The organism is Vreelandella sp. H-I2 (assembly GCF_052959335.1).
Genome location: NZ_JBRAMC010000008.1, coordinates 158817 through 175530 on the forward strand (window position 1 = coordinate 158817; position 16714 = coordinate 175530).

Here is a 16714-nt window from a genome sequence, read left to right on the forward strand (position 1 = left end):
TCAATGCCTTTTCAGTCGAATTGTCAATTGATTGAAAGATGAAGCGGCAAGCAACGTACAGATTGCCAAGAATTTCGTTCGATGCCTGATTGCTGTACCAAAATTAGTTACCCCAATAGCGAAAACGAATATCAAAGCACCTGCCATAAACATCAACGCAAGACACTCCTCTTTACGTCTGACCTGATGCCAGCCTTTATAGAGACGCCAAGCAAGAAATAAATACATGGCAGATGCTACTATCCCCAGAACTTGCCGCGGACTGCGCAAATCCCAAGGAAATGGTGAAAAGGCAAAGTATACGATTCGCATCGGAATTAACCACGGTTGGGTATAGGGGTTACCTTTTGCAATGAACCCAGGATAAGCCGAGCCGCCTCGACCTTCACTCTGAAAACGGGATTCAATCAGTTCATCTACCCCTTCTTCCTCGTTATCACCACCAATAGTTATCCCCTTGGCGAGACTTATCCCCCCACTACCCACGACAATCAGAGTTGCTACAGAAAAGAGCGCAATAGCCGATAAGAACTTACTTGCGACTTGGCGCGTCGTTGCCCCACCCTTAATTGAAGCAACCAGGGTCCTAAAAGAGAAATACCCCAGGTATAAGGCAATTCCGACCATCGCACCGATCCAACCTGGGTGAATCATAAGTGCCACAGCGAACATTGAGAATGCAGCAAAAATCCAGATGGTACCCTTACCTGAAACCCAATTTAAAAAGAAATAAAGACCAAGTAAAAAGACAACAATTGAAAATTCTTCGCGCAGCGCTATCACTGAGTTGAACGCCGCAAAAGGGAAAAGGGCCATGATATAAGCACTGATCACTGCAGGCTTTCTTCCCCATAAGCGATAAGCCATAATGCCAGTAAGAAAAATTCCTATCAGGCCTGCAAAAAAGTTTAATACAGGTAATACGAAGTTATTATAACCAAAGGCCTTGATAAAGACGGCTCCCATTGTGCTATACACATAAGAAGCACTGTAATTGAAGGTATTGAATAAACTATCCCATTCAAGTTGTGACCATTCATAAGCCGTTCTTGAAAATACAACGGCATCACCCGTAGCACCCGGCGGAGCGAATATTCCGTAGTAGTTAAGAAACATCAACAGCAACCGAAAAGCAAACCCAAACATGATCGGCCAAAGCAGCCAGCGATGCTTTATAGACACTATCAAACAAAAAACTAACGACAGTGCAAACATAACAATAACGAATAGCGCCGGTATCATATAAATCTCATTTAAAGGGACAGTAACTAGGCTGTCAGGGCTTCATTGTATAAAGCAATGTGCTTATCGGCAGAAGTCTTTATCAAATAGTCGCTCGAGTAGGCAAGGGCATTTTGGGAAAACAAATGATGCAGGCTATGGTTTGTTAGCATTTTATCTAACGCCTGAGCATAAGACTCTTCGTCCAGCTCATCGACAACAATCCCATTACATGTTTTGTGCACGATTTCAGCACAGCCACCGACATTGGTCACTATCACTGGAAGACCGCTCAGGGTGGCTTCTATCTGCGCAATAGGTAGGCCCTCCCAGGCAGACGACATAACAAAAATATCGGCTTCATAAAGTAGCTCATCGACATTGCTCACGTTTCCCAAGAATTCAATATGGGCCGATATGCCTTTATCATTTGCAAGCTGCTCAAGGCTCTCGCGCAAAGGCCCCTCACCAGCAATTTTCAATTGATAGCGACCTTCAACTAACTTGGCAAGCGAAGATATAAGAAGTACAAGATTCTTCTGATCAGACAAGCGTCCGACGCTTATCAATTTAACTACTTCACTACCCTTTTCTTCACTACCTCTTAGCCTTCTTTGTATGCGCGCTGGGGTAACACCATTATCAATTCGCACCACTTTTTTACGAGATACGCCTTCGAGCAGTTCCTTACAAGCCTGGCATATACCTATGTATCTGGACACCTTCATATCCAAAAGCTTATAGATTATTGGTTTGGCACCAAGGCGGATATTATGATGGGTATAAACGACTTTTGCATTTTTCACGAAAAGAGAAAAGATTGCTGCATAATATAAGTGGCAGTGTACGATATCGGGTGAAAACTCTGATGCCACGGCATTCAATTTATTAATGCCACGCCATGGTTTTTTGCGAGCATCAGCGCCGATAAACCCATACTCAATGCCTTGCAATTCGATTTCTAGCAAAAACTTTGCTTCAAAATCGCCGTCTCTTCCTGCCTCTGCCGCTCTATCTAAAAAAAGAATGAATACATTATGCCCAGCCTTGACCATCTCTATAGAAAGATCTCTGACATATATTTCAGCCCCACCGGCTGCAGCAGAAGAGATAACATGGAGAATTCTCATAAACTAACTCTTATTAAAATCGTAATTGAACCGACTTACATCATCGCTATACATAGACCTTACCAACTCAACCATGTCATCGTTGACATACTCATTACGATAGTCGGACCGATCAGAAGTGGTGTTTTCGCGGCCGACATTAATACTCTTCTCCAGCTTCGACTCGACATACTTAATGTCAGCATCCATGCTCTCTACCTTACCTATATAATCAGTAAGAAGATGACCATGTTTACCCACTATAAATTTGCTTTGTGGCTGAAAGACGAAATCAACCTTTTCCAGGTTTTGTTTAGCAAGCCATTCAAAAAGAAATCGCTCAAAATTATCAAATTGTGGAATCTGATATTGCTCAGGACGATACATACCCATGCTATTGGTCTTACCGACTTTCGCAAAACGATAAGCCGACAGAACACGGTCCCATGGGTTCCTAACAAAAGAGAATACAAACGCTTTTCCAAACAATTTTGGAAAGAGAGACTGTATCTCACTAGCAGTGTAATGACCTAACGTGCGACCATAAATAGCCTTATTTAAACTCGTACCCGCCGCCTTAGGTATATGTATATATATACAATTATTACTTTTCCAGTGCGGATATCGCCGAAACAAATTTAATTTATGCTTGACGTCTTTACTGTTCATTTATCTTCCTTGATACCAATTGTACATACTGTGACGTCACAAATGGGATAGTAAATTTCTCAAGATGACTCTTGAGTTCATCACTCATTTCCCTGGCACTAGCGTTATTGGGAATAAAGTAACCACCTTCGGGATAAAGGCGCGCAATGGTTTCTGCCATTTGTTGATAGTTTCCGATATCAACGAGACTACCAAAGCGGCCATCATCGAGTATTTCTCTCGGCCCACTAGGGCAATCTGTCGATATCACTTCGACACCACTTCCCAGCGCCTCGATCAATGCGTTAGGAAGACCTTCCCAGCGAGATGCAAAAAGAAAAAGATGATAACATTTTATTTTCTTTTCTATATCCGGATCGAAAGATTTCAGATGAACACGATCAGTAAGCCCCCGACGGACTATCTCTTTTTGCAACTCATCAAATAAGTCGCCCTCACCATATATATCAAGTTCTATATCGATTCCAAGCTCATTAATTGAATGATCAATAGCCCTTATTAACATTAGTTGATCTTTAGCTTCTGTTAACCTTCCGATATTGATCGCTTTTATTCTCTTTTTCTCCCCAATATCCGCACTTTTTACGCATGGAAAAACATGGGGAAGCTCGTCAAAGACCGGGTTATATATACAGTGCACTTTATTTTCGCTGAAATGATAATAATCGCATAGAGAAGCACCAGAATCTTCCGAATTTACCAGCACGATGGGTGCCCTTTTACACGCCATGCCATGCAGAAAGGAAAGTAGCCTTATCAACGGCGTTTTTCTCAAATTACGATATTTCTCTGCCACATCTGTTCTAACATTAGGCACACGCAAGCATCTATAAGGCCAAGCTAACGCACATGCTAGGTATGCAATGATGTTAGGAATATCAGTAAAGGAAATAACTACATCAGGGCGATCTTTTTTAATTAACCGGCTAATAGCCCATGCTCTTACCAAAGGATTAGCAGTATAAATTTTATTTAACTTAACATTAGCATCTACGCTGTACTCTTGTCCTTCCTTTGTTTTCCAGTAAACATAACTGACATCATGTCCCATGTCAGCAAGAGCGCTTGATAGCTTGACAGCAACCTTCTCGGCACCGCCGCCACCAAATGATGAGCAAACAAAAGTAATTCTCATAATGAACGCTTCTTGAATGTAGCCGAAAAATTTGAAACAGGAAGTGGAACCATGAATTTTAGCAGTTGTTTAAACCCGGACTTATCAAGACAGGAGAAGTAAATAATATTCAGGTCTGAAAAGTTAAGATCACCGCTTCGTTTTCGTGCAGCCAGCCAGGAGAAATTCTTTCGATTAGATAATCGTTTTAACGAAATATTAATTTCCTTGTCTGGGTTTTTCTCTATAAAGCGCATAACCGTTTTCTGAACGGGGTGCTGTTTTTCCACCTTCGATTTACCGTATATAACACCACTGTTATCTAGTGCATAACATGAAGTTATGACAGGCGATACCACTATTGAACTACAGCTGAGCAATAGCCTGAGCCAGAGATCGCTATCGCCTCCTCGCTTACATTGCCCCGCTGGAAACCCCCCCGTATCAATAAAAAGGTCTTTATCTATGACAACCGCGTTTGTATGGAAGATGTCTTTATGTGAAAACCTCTCCAAGGCTACGTCACAATCAATCTGCTCTTCCTGAGCGTGGGAAAAATTATTTTTTTCATTTTTAAAAATTTTATCTCGAGAGAAACTATAAAAACTTACCTGCTGATATTTATGAATTAATTCATAGGCTGTCTGAAGATGATTAGAATACCAAACATCATCCGCATCTAGAAATGTTATCCATTGATAGTTAGCTTTCTCGACACCCAAATTTCTAGCTGCATAGCCGCCTGGGCCAGGTATATCCCGTTTATAAATTTTAATCCTGTCTGATTCGTAAGGAAGGATCAGTTCTAAACTGCCATCAGTAGAACAATCATCAATTAGAATTAATTCATACGCATGGTACGTTTGGGCGAGAACAGACTCAATCGCCGCGACGACATGTTCTTTTTTATTATGAACAGGAATAATTACAGAGAACATAGCATAGTATCCACTTTCTGTACGGGGCTTATACTGTCTGCGAATCATTTACTGGATGATTTCAATAAAACAAACTATTAAATGTCAATTGATATTGTAACATTACCTTACCTGTAAAAGCGACTAACGTATCCCATCTATTCCGAAAAACGGTTCGTTTCATATTGACTATTGATATACAAAGCAACACAAATGCAGTTAACCAACCAGTAAACAAATGAAAGCTTTAAGCACTAGGTGAGACAATATTTATAAACCAGCACCATTAAGTCTAATATTGCAGATTTACAAACCCCTTCGATAGATAGCGAGTAACTTAAAGTGAAACTGTCTCAAACTACCGAGCCGTATCTCACAGCGATATTTTATAAACAAAATCGCTGCCTAACTCAAAACACGCCGCTTAGGCGATGTAAAATGCTTTCAAAATATATTAAAACAGCGAAACTCCCTTCCTAAAAACCACTTTGGTTAACGAAAGTGCACCCGGTATTGTTACAATAGGGAAAAAAGTTAATTTTTCCTTAATTGTTAAGCAATGAGCATACTGGCGATAGAAATTTAATTTCGGTTTGTAAGGAATACGGTTATCCTTTAATACTCGCAAAACCCATTGACGATTCGCGCTAGCAAAAGATGTATGATATTTATTGTCAGTAAGCTTATCCAGCTCAATATAGGAGTTCACTCGTGCACTGATATTTTTCAGACGTTTCTTGTAATCGGTAAGATTATTCTGGGTCCAGGAACCAGGAACAAAGGCTCGGTAGACTGACATCGGTTTATCAATATAAAATGCTCCTCCTCGTTTTGCGCCAAAGAAGTGAAGGTAAATATCTCCCACAGTCAGATAGGGCCGAGCCTCTCGAAACTTACGAATTTCACTCATCACTTCTCTTCGCACAAATGTAGAGGCCGTGGGTAGTTGCCCATATTTTTTTTGGATAATCGTTTCTATAGGAACGACACCATCACCTTCACGATATTTTCCTATAGCCTGTTTTTCCCCATTAGTCATGTCTAGCAAGTAGGCGCTATGAAAACATAAATCTATATCTTGGTTTTTCTCAAGTGCTTGAAATTGTTGAGACAGTTTATTAGGATCAATCCAATAATCGTCCCCTTCACAAATAGCAAGATACTCGCCTTTTGCCCGCTGATGATTAAGACGGCTAGGTTTATTGCCTTTTGAGTACTGATTTTCAACTTGATATATTGGCTTTATGATATTGGGATAACGAGCATGATATTGACGAATAATATCAGCTGTTTCATCCGTAGAGGCGTCATCATGAATGAGTATTTCAAAAGGAAAATCAAATTGTTGCGATAGAAATCCTGTCAACGCATCGCTAATATAGGTCTGATGATTATATGCCGCACAACAAATACTTACTTTCGGATGGTTGAGATCGCCATCCCACTTAGAAACAATCGACTCTTCCGTTGGTAACTCATCCATAGCGACGCATAAACCTCTTGTAAACTTTTGTCGTACTAAATTTCTGTAAAAATAGTTCTTCCGCCATATTATAAGCCTCAAAATTTAATAATTTAGCAAACAAAATATATGTAAGAGATCCCGTACTCCCCAACATCAACAGCTTCCAGACAGGTTCTAATGTTAACAATTGGGATAGTGAGTAAACTACCAAACATACTGCAAGTGATAATAGCAATCCCGGTAAAATATCTAAAACCTGCTCTTTCATACGATACTTTATTAGTTGTGATGAGTAGTAGCCATTAGGTATATAAGAAAAAATTGATTGTGCTATTTGTCCACATAGTATGGCAACAATCCCATAACGGTACGTAACAAACAAAACGGCACAAATAACAATTTTTTTAAATACAGAAATTCCTAAATACACATCCGTACGGCCTTTGACTTTTAATATATTCAAATTGATTGAGTGTAAGGGGTATAACAAGGCGGCTATGCACATTAACTGAAGATAAATAACCGCAGGCAACCAGCGCTCTGAAAATAGTACAAGAAATATTGGCTCAGCTAGTACTGCAATCATCAGCAATGTTGGAAAAAGAATAAATGTAGTTAATTTTAATACTTTTCGATAAGCAGCTTTGAGCCTTACATCGTCATCTTGCATTGTTGAGAGTGCTGGATATGTAACCTTTTGCACAGCGGTGACAAGTTGTTCAACAACTAGCTCTTTTATTCTGTTTGCAAAAAAATAAAGCCCAGCAGCTCCTGCTGAAAACACCTTTGCAATTACTATAATATATAAATTTTTAACAATAATATTTAAAAGATTTGCCAAGAATAGCTTGTAGCCGAACAGATACATTTCTTTAAAGATTGAAAAGTCATAGCTTAGTGTTGGTCTCCACCGCTGTACATACCATAATATAATGCTTAACAATAAAGAACTGACTACCATTTGGGCAATTAAAGCCCAAACACCCGCACCCTGTTGGGCTAAAATAATTGCCAAAATTCCTGACAGTACGCTAGCAGGAACCGAAGCTTTTAGCTGAGTTTTAAAGTTCAGCTCTTTACTTAATATAGCGCTCTGTATCAATTGAAAAGAATTAATTAAAACGACTACCCCTAGAACACGAATAAGTAGTGTGAGGTGGGGTTCCTCGTAGAATTCAGCTACCCACGGTGCGACTCCAAAAAGTAACGCGTAGGCAAATATGCCGAAAACTAGATTAGTATAGAATGCGGTATTAAAAGCAACTTGAGATGCATCCTTTTTGCGTATCAACGCTTGCTTTATTCCTGAGTCCATTAAGGAATTAGTGATCGCAATAAATACTGCCATCATTGCCAATAGGCCAAAGTCTTCGGGAACCAAAAAGCGCGCTAATAGTAGGGTCACCAAAAAAGAGACGCCTCGGCGTAATAGCTGTTCTATAAAGCTCCATAATACGCCATGAACTGTCTTCATTTTCAGCATTTTAACAATTACCCCTCACCCCATAACAACTTAAATGGCTTTTCATACATTTCTTTCTTCATATCTTGAAGCATACCGAGATAATCGTAGTCAGGGCTAAAACCAAGTTCATCACTAATCTTTTTAATTGAATGTACAAACTGACGTCCGTCTGGCATGTCAGGACGATATACTACCTCAGTGCCCGCTGCTGAAGGCGAGAAGACATCAGCAATACCCATAACTTGCTCTTCAATTGTTACCCCTTTCCCCCTCCCTACATTATATATCCCTCCGTCTTTTCTCGATTCAATAGCTAGTAGCGCGGCTTTTGCCATATCTTTTACATAAAAAATCTCTTTCTTCTTACTTGGATCACCCCAGATTTCAAGTGTCTTACCTTCCTGTGCACTATGAATCATCTGCCAATAAGCCTTTTTCTTTTTCTGGCCATTGACATAGAAATAAAAATCGGGATGGTAGGCATATATAGTGGGCAATCTAAATATAAATCTTTTTAACCCATACTCCTCATGGTAGTGTTCGATAATATCCACAGCAGCATTTTTACATATTGTATATATTGAATGATCCCCTGTTTTTGGGTAGCCTTTAACTATATCATCATTAAGAGGCTTATCCGTTCCCATGTGCGAATGACTGTCTGCTCTCGTCTGTGTAAAAATTATTTTCTCAGAGCCTGATTCTCGGCAATAATCTAAAACATTCATTGTTCCTTTAATTATAGAATCAATATATTTCTGTGGATGATACCCTAACATTTTAGAAGGCATTACCCCGGCAAAGTGTAAGACAGCCGCAACATCGGCTTTAGGAAGTCGCTCAAAGCATGCTTTATCAGTTATATCAATTGATATATATTTAGCCCCAATAGAATCAAAATACCCCCCATCATCGCTTCTTCTTCCCACTGCTATTACTTCATAGCCTTTCTTTGATAGAAGCGATGAAGTATAAGCGCCAACAGTACCCGTACTACCGAAAACAACCACTTTACCTTTATTCATTTAAACATGCCCCTGGATCAATACTAATAAAAAAACTAATCACTTTCCTTAATCCATTCAATTATATTTTTATCTGATCTCTACTATAGGTAAATATTCATTCATCAAGTCATCTCTCAGCTTACTGCTATTAAAATTAAAAAGACAAACACCTAAAGACTGACCGGAACCTTGATACTTTGCTATTAAATCACCTTCTTTCTTAAAATATTGCGCATAAAATAAATGCTTTTTTAACTCCTCTGGCACCCCTATAGATTTTAGAATCCCGTCTCTTGCTGAATGCAAAATATAGTGTGCTCCTGCCATATACTTGTCTTTGATAGACTCAGTGTAATTAAGACCTAGCGCTATATCGATCACTGCTTTCGTAAAATCAAATCCTGAGAGGCGCTGCTGAATAATAGGTACGAAATTACCGCCATTACGCGGCCCGATTTCAATAATATAGGCTTTATCATCACTACCTATCCGAGCCTCGATATTAATTGGCCCATCCAAATAGCCCGCAGCTTGTACCAGCTTTTCCGTTTGCGTTACTACGGACTGCATTGCACTGTCGGAAATGCTTGCCGGCCAGCGCGTAGAAATAGGTATGAAGCTGTTGGTATCAGTAAAGAAGTAATGATCGCCCAGGTAATGGTAGATCAGCTTGCCATCTTTGACGAAGGCATCGCCGTGCACTTGCTTACCGTCGATAAAGCCTTCAATAATACAACGCCCGGCGCGTGAAAATTGCAGCGCATAATTGATCGCTTGTGTAAGGGGTTCAGCCTCGCCAGTACTTTGGGTGATCCCTTTGCTGCCCGAGGAGTCGACAGGCTTGACGATATAACGCTGTGTCGGATCTATTCCCTTGGGCAATTCTCCTGCCTTGACCGTAAAGCAAGCGGGTACATTTAACCTTACCTTTTGCATCAGGTTACGAAACTTATCTTTCTCGGTTAACTGCTCTACCGACGCTAAGCTCGGCCCGGGCAGGCCTAGCTGGCCAGCGACATAGCCAACGGTAGGGACTGCAGGATCAGAGCAAAACGTGGTAATTGCATCTATCTCTAGCTTATGCGCTAAGGCTAGTATCGCCTCTTTATCGGTAGTACTCGCATTATGGTATTCGTCGGCTAATGCATGCCCAGGATTTTCGGGTAGGTAATCACACGTTATTACGTAGAGCCCCATCTCTTTGGCTTTTTCGATCAACGGGACTTGGAACGGCGAGCCACCTAACACCAGCAGTTTTTTTGGCTGTTTCATTTACTCCACCCCCCTACAACGCTCGCAATATCATTTTTTGTCATGCGCTGATACAGAGGTAAACAGGCAATTCGTTGGGCAATATTCCGCGATACTGGGCAGTATTGATCGCCAAACTGTGGCTGTGTATCGAGTGAAGGATAAAAATAACGGCGTGGATAAATCTTTCGCTCGTTTAACCGTTCAATAAGCGCCTTGACTTCAGCCTCGCTATTTAACAGGACTGGAAAGTAAGCATAATTGTTGCTTACATGTGGCTGACGCTGTTGAAACTTGGCTTTGCCATTCAGCGAGTCTGCGTAGCTTTCCCACACGGCTTGCCTACCGGCGAGGTTCTGTTCAATCTCATCCAGCACACATAGCCCCATGGCTGCCTGCAATTCATTCATCTTGGCATTAATACCTACTTCGCCAATAGTATCCGCACCGGTAATGCCAAAATTAATCATTTGTTTAGCCCGCTCTAGATCTTCCTGGCGCTTGAAGACAATGGCACCGCCTTCCACGCTATGGAAAAGCTTAGTGGCGTGGAAGCTGAGCGTAGCGGCGTCCCCGTAGCAAAGCAGGCTCTTATCACGGTAGGTGACATTAAACGCGTGGGCAGCATCGTAGACCACCTTGAGATTGTGCCGCTGTGCCAGCGCATCAATTTGCTCTACCTCACACGCGTTCCCAAATACATGAACAGGCACAATACCGCGAGTATTCTCGTTAATAGCGGCTTCAATACCAGCGGGGTCATGGCACCAGCTATCCGCATGAATGTCGGTAAAAATCGGCGCGACGCCTTCCCATTTCAACGAACTGGCGGTAGCCGCAAATGTAAAGGGCGTCGTAATAGCTTCAGCATAAGTGGACTGCCCACTAATGCCCAACACTCGATAAGCAATCTGTAGTGCCAGTGTTCCGTTACTGACTAATAGTAGGTTTTTAACCCCTAGATAAGCTTCAAGGCGCTGAGTGAGTTCCTGTAGCAGAGGCCCGTTATTAGTCAGCCATTCCCGCTCATAAATACCATCCAAGTAATGGTTCAGCTTTTCTCGACTGGGTAGATAGGGTTTAGTCACGGGGATCATGGTTTAATAATATCCAACAGGTATTGCCCATAGCCGTTTTTGGCTAACCGGTCGCCTGCCGCTTTTACATCATCGGTGCTTAACCAGCCGTTACGCCAAGCAATCTCCTCCAAACAAGCGATCTTGTAGCCTTGCCGGCGCTCAATAGTTTCTACAAATTGGGCCGCTTCCAGCAAGCTTTCATGAGTCCCTGTATCAAGCCAGGCAAACCCCCGCCCTAATTGCTGGACGTTCAGATCACCCCGTTCTAAGTAGGCCTGATTAATACTGGTAATTTCGAGCTCGCCGCGGTGAGAAGGCTTCACTTGTTTGGCGATATTGATGACATCGTTGTCATAGAAGTAGAGGCCTGTAACTGCATAATGCGACTTTGGCTGTTCGGGCTTCTCTTCAATTGAGATAGCTCGTTTGTTGCGATCAAACTGAACCACGCCGAAACGTTCGGGGTCTTTTACCTGGTAGCCGAACACAGTAGCGCCCCTGGTTAGCGCGGCAGCTTCTTTCAGCTTGGGTGAGAACCCTTGACCGTAAAAGATATTGTCGCCCAAGACCAAACAAACGCTGTCATCTCCGATGAATGACTCACCAATAATAAAGGCCTGTGCCAGACCATCGGGGCTTGGTTGGGCGGCGTAGCTAAGTTGAATACCGAACTTGCTGCCATCACCTAACAGGCGCTCAAAGCTGCTTAGATCACCTGGGGTCGAGATAATCAGTATTTCCTGGATCCCCGCGAGCATTAATACCGAGAGGGGGTAATAGATCATCGGCTTGTCATAAATGGGGAGCAGCTGCTTGGATACGCCCATGGTAATCGGGTAAAGCCGTGTGCCGGACCCACCGGCCAGAATAATGCCTTTCATGCAGTCGCCTCCGATGCCATGCCTAGTCGTTGACGCTGGTACGAGCCATCTTGTACACGCTGGCACCATTCCCGATTGTCGAGATACCACTTCACCGTTTTACGAATTCCAGACTCAAAGGTTTCCTGCGGCCGCCAGCCCAATGTCTTTTCGATTTTGCTGGCATCAATGGCATAACGTAGGTCGTGGCCTGGGCGGTCCGTTACAAAGGTAATAAGCTCTCGGTAGTGGGTAATACCAACACCCTCCGTAGGTGGCACCAACTCCTGCAAGAGGTCACAGATGGTGTGCACAACGTCAATATTCTGTTTTTCGTTGTGCCCGCCAATATTGTAGGTCTCTCCGATTTCTCCTTCGCTTACCACGGTGTAAAGGGCTCGGGCATGATCTTCTACAAATAGCCAATCCCTGATTTGCTCACCTTTTCCATATACAGGAAGGGCTTTGCCTTCCAAGGCGTTGAGAATGACGAGCGGGATCAACTTCTCAGGAAAATGATAAGGACCATAATTATTGGAGCAGTTAGTAAGCACTACGGGCAAACCATAGGTGCGGTGCCAGGCACGCACTAGATGATCCGAACTTGCCTTACTCGCCGAATAAGGTGAGCTGGGCGCGTAGGGTGTCTGCTCGGTAAATAAGCCCTCTGGGCCTTCTAGATCGCCATATACTTCATCGGTACTAATGTGATGAAAGCGAAAGGCTGCTTTACGTTCGGCGTTCAATGCCTGCCAGTAAGTACGGGCAACTTCCAGAAGCGTGCTGGTACCAACAATATTGGTTTGTATAAACGCCACAGGCCCATCGATTGACCTATCCACATGGCTCTCAGCGGCCAAATGCATAACCGCGTCGGGCTGGTGTTCGCTAAATACTCGCTCTAACTCGGCTTGATCACAGATATCGACTTGCTCAAAAAGGTAGCGTGGATCTTGTGCCGCCTTGACTAATGAATCCAAGTTTCCTGCATAGGTCAGCTTATCCAGATTAACCACATGATGCGACGTATGTTCAATTAGATAACGAATAACGGCAGAGCCAATAAACCCAGCGCCACCGGTAATCAGCAGTTTCATAATAGTCCTTGTGTAATACTAACAATAGATATTTTAAGGCTATAGCGGTGTAATCTAACGCCCTGCTAAGTAGTAGGTGAAGCCTTTTAAAACTATTTCTTAACCAATAAGCTTATGGTACATGTCAATAAGACGAGTGTTTTGATGATCTTTATTATAATCCTGCTCGACTTTTGATCGACCTGCTTCCCCTAGCTTCGTCCATGATTCTGGCTGTTCGGCGAGACAGACAATTTTTTCGGCTAGTGCGTTAACATCTTTTTCGGGAACGAGATATCCTGAGACATCATTTTCAACTAATTCGGGAATACCGCTATGTAAAGTGGACAATACAGGCATTCCAGATGCCATCGCTTCCATTAGTGAGACAGGAATGCCTTCTTGGTCGCCATTTTTAGCTTTAACACTAGGTAAAATAAAGACATCAGCATCAGACAGTAGTTTTTGCACTTCTCCATGGGGCAGTCCGCCATGAAGTGTTACACAGTCAGTAATTTCAAGCGAGATGACTAAATCCTCAATTTCTTCCGATAAGGGACCTTCTCCTATGATGTCGTAATAAAAAGCAATTTCAGGATGATCATTTTTCACCTTAGCTACGGCCTGAAGTGCGTAGGAAATCCCTTTTTTTTCCACAAAACGTGCCGTTGTAATTATTCTCAATGGGCTCGAACTCGCAACACGTTCTCTATAGCTAAAGCGATTAACATCAATACCAACACGATGCACAAACACACGTGATTCGGGAGCCCCCATATCAAGTAATTTATCTTTCCAATACTCACTCACAGGTAAAATCAGATCCGCCTCTTCAAAAACAGGTTTATAAATATTTTTAGAGGTACTGGCTTGCAAAGCGGAAGAAACATCATGGCCATGAAAAGTCACTACCAGTTTTTTTGCAAATCCTAATTTCTTTAAATAAGCGCCAAATACGCCATTATGCCCAAAGTGGCAATGTAGAATATCGACAGGTTGAATACCCAGGGCGGTATTATAAATGTAAGGCAGGTTTAAATTTATAACACTTTTACCGAAATGAAAAATATTCCAGCTTTTCAGATAATTGGACTTTCCATGTGTCAGGTGACGCACTGTCTGGTTCAGAATTCCTTTTATGCGGTTTATTTTATTTATGGGAGCCTGATAGTACCATACTCGCGATTTTAGCGGCTCCTGGTAAGAATCGAGACTTTCCCAAGCAGCATCCATTCCCCGAAGCGCAAGGACATTTACATCGATACCGTTGTCCAATAGACCCGTTACGTGCTGCATCACAAAAGTTTGAGAAGTCATTGGGAACATACCAGACATTACGCATACACGCATTTTAATCACTTTTGTTTTGAGTAGTTAAAAGTAGCTTTGATGCTAAATATATTCATCTTGTTAACACATTAAGCGCAGATGATGATATAAAGAAAAGTTAAAATTTACACCAAACTACTTACTAGTTAAATTAGCATTAAGCAATATAAAAGTGTTTATATACCACTGCTTTCATTTTCTACACTATTACGCCCATAAATAAACTTTCTAATCCTGTTTACCAATTGACGAGGAAAAAAAGTCACGGCCATTGCCACGATAGTATTTCGTGACGTTGGTGCGTGGAAAAAGGCTTTTAACGCGAGTCGGCGTGCTGATTTTATGTCGTTCCAATGAGATGCCATGTGGCGGTTAGCGCTTTGAACAAGAAACAAGTGAGCCACACCTTCTTTTCTCATCTGCGCTTGATGCTTAAGATAAAATTGATTTCGTGCCTCAAGGTTAGCCTGAATATTCCGCGATCGTCGCGCATCAGTATCGGACGTGCCAGCTCTCATATCGTGATATCGGACAAGGGGATCCTCGATAAAATCGAAATGATAGTAACGGGATATACGTAACCAGTAGTCGTAATCCTCAATCGCTAGTAGGCTCTCATCAAAAAAACCAACATTAGTAATTAGATTACGCCGTATCATTGCGGACGATCCACCATGAATACAGTTTTTAACAAGTAGCTTTCGGTAAACATTGCCTCGCTCAGTAGGAATCTGAATCTCGGTATGGCCTTCGTCCATTACCGTTTCAACACCAGTATAAATTAACCCCACCTCCGGTGGTGACTGTAGAAACAATTCAACTTGTTTTAATAATTTATCTGGGTACCATTCGTCATCGTCATCAAGAAACGCCACAAACGGAGACTGAGTGTCTTGAAGTCCACGGTTACGTGCAGCCGCGACACCTTGGTTTTCTTTTTGCCTGATATATTTAATTCGAGAGTCATTATATTTTTTAATTACTGAATAAGGGTCATCGAGAGAAAAATCATCTATGACAAGGATCTCAATGTCCTTGAAAGTTTGTGCAACAACACTATCTAAAGCGCGATGTAACAGATGCGCTCGGTTGTAAACAGGGATAATCACGCTTACCGTAGGGTTTTTAACCTCTTTAACTTTAGCTAACGCAGGTTGTCCTTCTTCTTTAGTCACTGAATCATAGAGCCAATCGACTTTTTCTGAAAATTTATCAGGTGTGGGTTTTGTTCCCATTTTACCTTTTGAATAACGCGCCCACCATCTTCTGCCTTTAGCAAAAATTGTTTTAAAAATTATGGGATTGTAATACTTTTGTTTTGATTCAGCTTCGAAGTATGTCTTATTATCAATTGCTTTAGCATCGTTAGCTATTGCTCGATATGCTCGGCTTAACGAATCTTGATACCGTTTTTGGTCTTCGCGCTCCTCTATGATGCGGGCAATTTTATCTAAAACATACATTCGCCCTTTTAGCCCTTCTAACGTTTTACCTTTTCCGCTCAAAGATTCTTCACCGGAAGGAAGACGCCGATAATACGCTGTGCCTTTATTTGTCTCTACAAGACTAATGCCTTTTGTTAGCGCACGCATCATTATATCGCCGTCTTGATTTAAAGCAGCTTTTTCGTCCCATCCCCCTGTTTTTGCATAAGCCTCTCGGGACCAGAGTATTGAGCAAGGTGGGTGATACCACCCCGTTAGCCAAGCACTAAGCGCATCTTGGTCTGGCCGACGAGAAGCACATGATGCAGGTTTTGCTACCCAGCCATCATCAGCTAATTCTAACCGTAGCCAAGGACAAGCAGCGATCTCTGCACCTTCAGCAGTAAGCGCACCGGATAACGCTTCTAGTGTATTTTGTTCAATGATGTCATCAGCATCCATGAACATCAAGGCTTCGCCCTTACTAACGGATGCGCCTAAATTACGCGATTTAGTAGCACTCCTGAATCTTTTCGAATACACACGTATGATGTCAGGATGATTGCCAGCTAATTGACGTGCTATTTCTAAACTTTTATCGCCTGAATCATCATCAATAATAATAATTTCAGTAGGAAGCATGCTTTGATTTAACAACGAGTTCACAGTCGCCGCTAGATATTTTTCAGCATTATGGGTAGGGATAATTATAGAAATAGTCATCATTG

General features: G+C 42.0%; 14 protein-coding genes. All 14 read right to left on the minus strand.

The window, feature by feature from the left end; all coding sequences use genetic code 11:
• The 14 genes from ACUVOF_RS18955 to ACUVOF_RS19020 all read right to left on the minus strand — a co-directional run bounded on the left by ACUVOF_RS18955 (nt 1) and on the right by ACUVOF_RS19020 (nt 16712).
• On the minus strand, nt 1-1242 hold the full coding sequence (locus tag ACUVOF_RS18955; protein ID WP_447045818.1) for an ArnT family glycosyltransferase: 1242 nt from the start codon (nt 1240-1242) through the stop codon (nt 1-3).
• A gap of 26 nt (nt 1243-1268) precedes the next feature.
• Nucleotides 1269-2351, minus strand: coding sequence for a glycosyltransferase family 4 protein (locus tag ACUVOF_RS18960; protein ID WP_447045819.1), 1083 nt, complete (start codon nt 2349-2351; stop codon nt 1269-1271).
• Between the two features lie 3 nt (nt 2352-2354).
• Nucleotides 2355-2999, minus strand: a complete 645-nt coding sequence (locus ACUVOF_RS18965) for a sulfotransferase family 2 domain-containing protein (protein WP_447045820.1) — start codon at nt 2997-2999, stop codon at nt 2355-2357.
• Entirely contained in the window at nt 2989-4134 is a 1146-nt protein-coding gene (locus ACUVOF_RS18970; RefSeq protein WP_447045821.1) for a glycosyltransferase, read from the minus strand. Before ACUVOF_RS18970 ends, ACUVOF_RS18965 begins: the two co-directional genes overlap by 11 nt.
• On the minus strand, nt 4131-5051 hold the full coding sequence (locus ACUVOF_RS18975) for a glycosyltransferase family A protein (protein WP_447045822.1): 921 nt from the start codon (nt 5049-5051) through the stop codon (nt 4131-4133). The genes ACUVOF_RS18970 and ACUVOF_RS18975 overlap by 4 nt, the downstream gene beginning before the upstream one ends.
• Before the next feature lie 433 nt (nt 5052-5484).
• Nucleotides 5485-6513 carry a glycosyltransferase gene (locus ACUVOF_RS18980; RefSeq protein ID WP_447045823.1) on the minus strand — a complete coding sequence of 343 codons (1029 nt, stop codon included), beginning with the start codon at nt 6511-6513 and terminating at the stop codon, nt 5485-5487.
• Nucleotides 6506-7978: a lipopolysaccharide biosynthesis protein gene (locus ACUVOF_RS18985; protein ID WP_447045824.1), complete on the minus strand. Its 1473-nt coding sequence runs from the start codon at nt 7976-7978 to the stop codon at nt 6506-6508. Before ACUVOF_RS18985 ends, ACUVOF_RS18980 begins: the two co-directional genes overlap by 8 nt.
• Nucleotides 7979-7986: 8 nt before the next feature.
• A complete protein-coding gene (locus tag ACUVOF_RS18990; protein WP_447045825.1) occupies nt 7987-8985 on the minus strand; it encodes an NAD-dependent epimerase/dehydratase family protein in 999 nt (332 codons plus the stop codon).
• A gap of 69 nt (nt 8986-9054) precedes the next feature.
• Nucleotides 9055-10239, minus strand: coding sequence for an ATP-grasp domain-containing protein (locus ACUVOF_RS18995; protein ID WP_447045826.1), 1185 nt, complete (start codon nt 10237-10239; stop codon nt 9055-9057).
• Nucleotides 10236-11315: a DegT/DnrJ/EryC1/StrS family aminotransferase gene (locus tag ACUVOF_RS19000; protein WP_447045827.1), complete on the minus strand. Its 1080-nt coding sequence runs from the start codon at nt 11313-11315 to the stop codon at nt 10236-10238. Before ACUVOF_RS19000 ends, ACUVOF_RS18995 begins: the two co-directional genes overlap by 4 nt.
• The gene (gene rfbA, locus ACUVOF_RS19005; protein ID WP_447045828.1) at nt 11312-12178 is read right to left on the minus strand and encodes a glucose-1-phosphate thymidylyltransferase RfbA; all 867 of its coding nucleotides are present in this window, start codon (nt 12176-12178) and stop codon (nt 11312-11314) included. Before rfbA ends, ACUVOF_RS19000 begins: the two co-directional genes overlap by 4 nt.
• A complete protein-coding gene (gene rfbB, locus ACUVOF_RS19010; protein ID WP_447045829.1) occupies nt 12175-13254 on the minus strand; it encodes a dTDP-glucose 4,6-dehydratase in 1080 nt (359 codons plus the stop codon). Before rfbB ends, rfbA begins: the two co-directional genes overlap by 4 nt.
• 99 nt (nt 13255-13353) lie before the next feature.
• Nucleotides 13354-14550, minus strand: coding sequence for a glycosyltransferase (locus tag ACUVOF_RS19015; RefSeq protein WP_447045830.1), 1197 nt, complete (start codon nt 14548-14550; stop codon nt 13354-13356).
• Nucleotides 14551-14738: 188 nt separating this feature from the next.
• Nucleotides 14739-16712 carry a glycosyltransferase family 2 protein gene (locus ACUVOF_RS19020; RefSeq protein ID WP_447045831.1) on the minus strand — a complete coding sequence of 658 codons (1974 nt, stop codon included), beginning with the start codon at nt 16710-16712 and terminating at the stop codon, nt 14739-14741.
• Nucleotides 16713-16714: the final 2 nt, after the last annotated feature.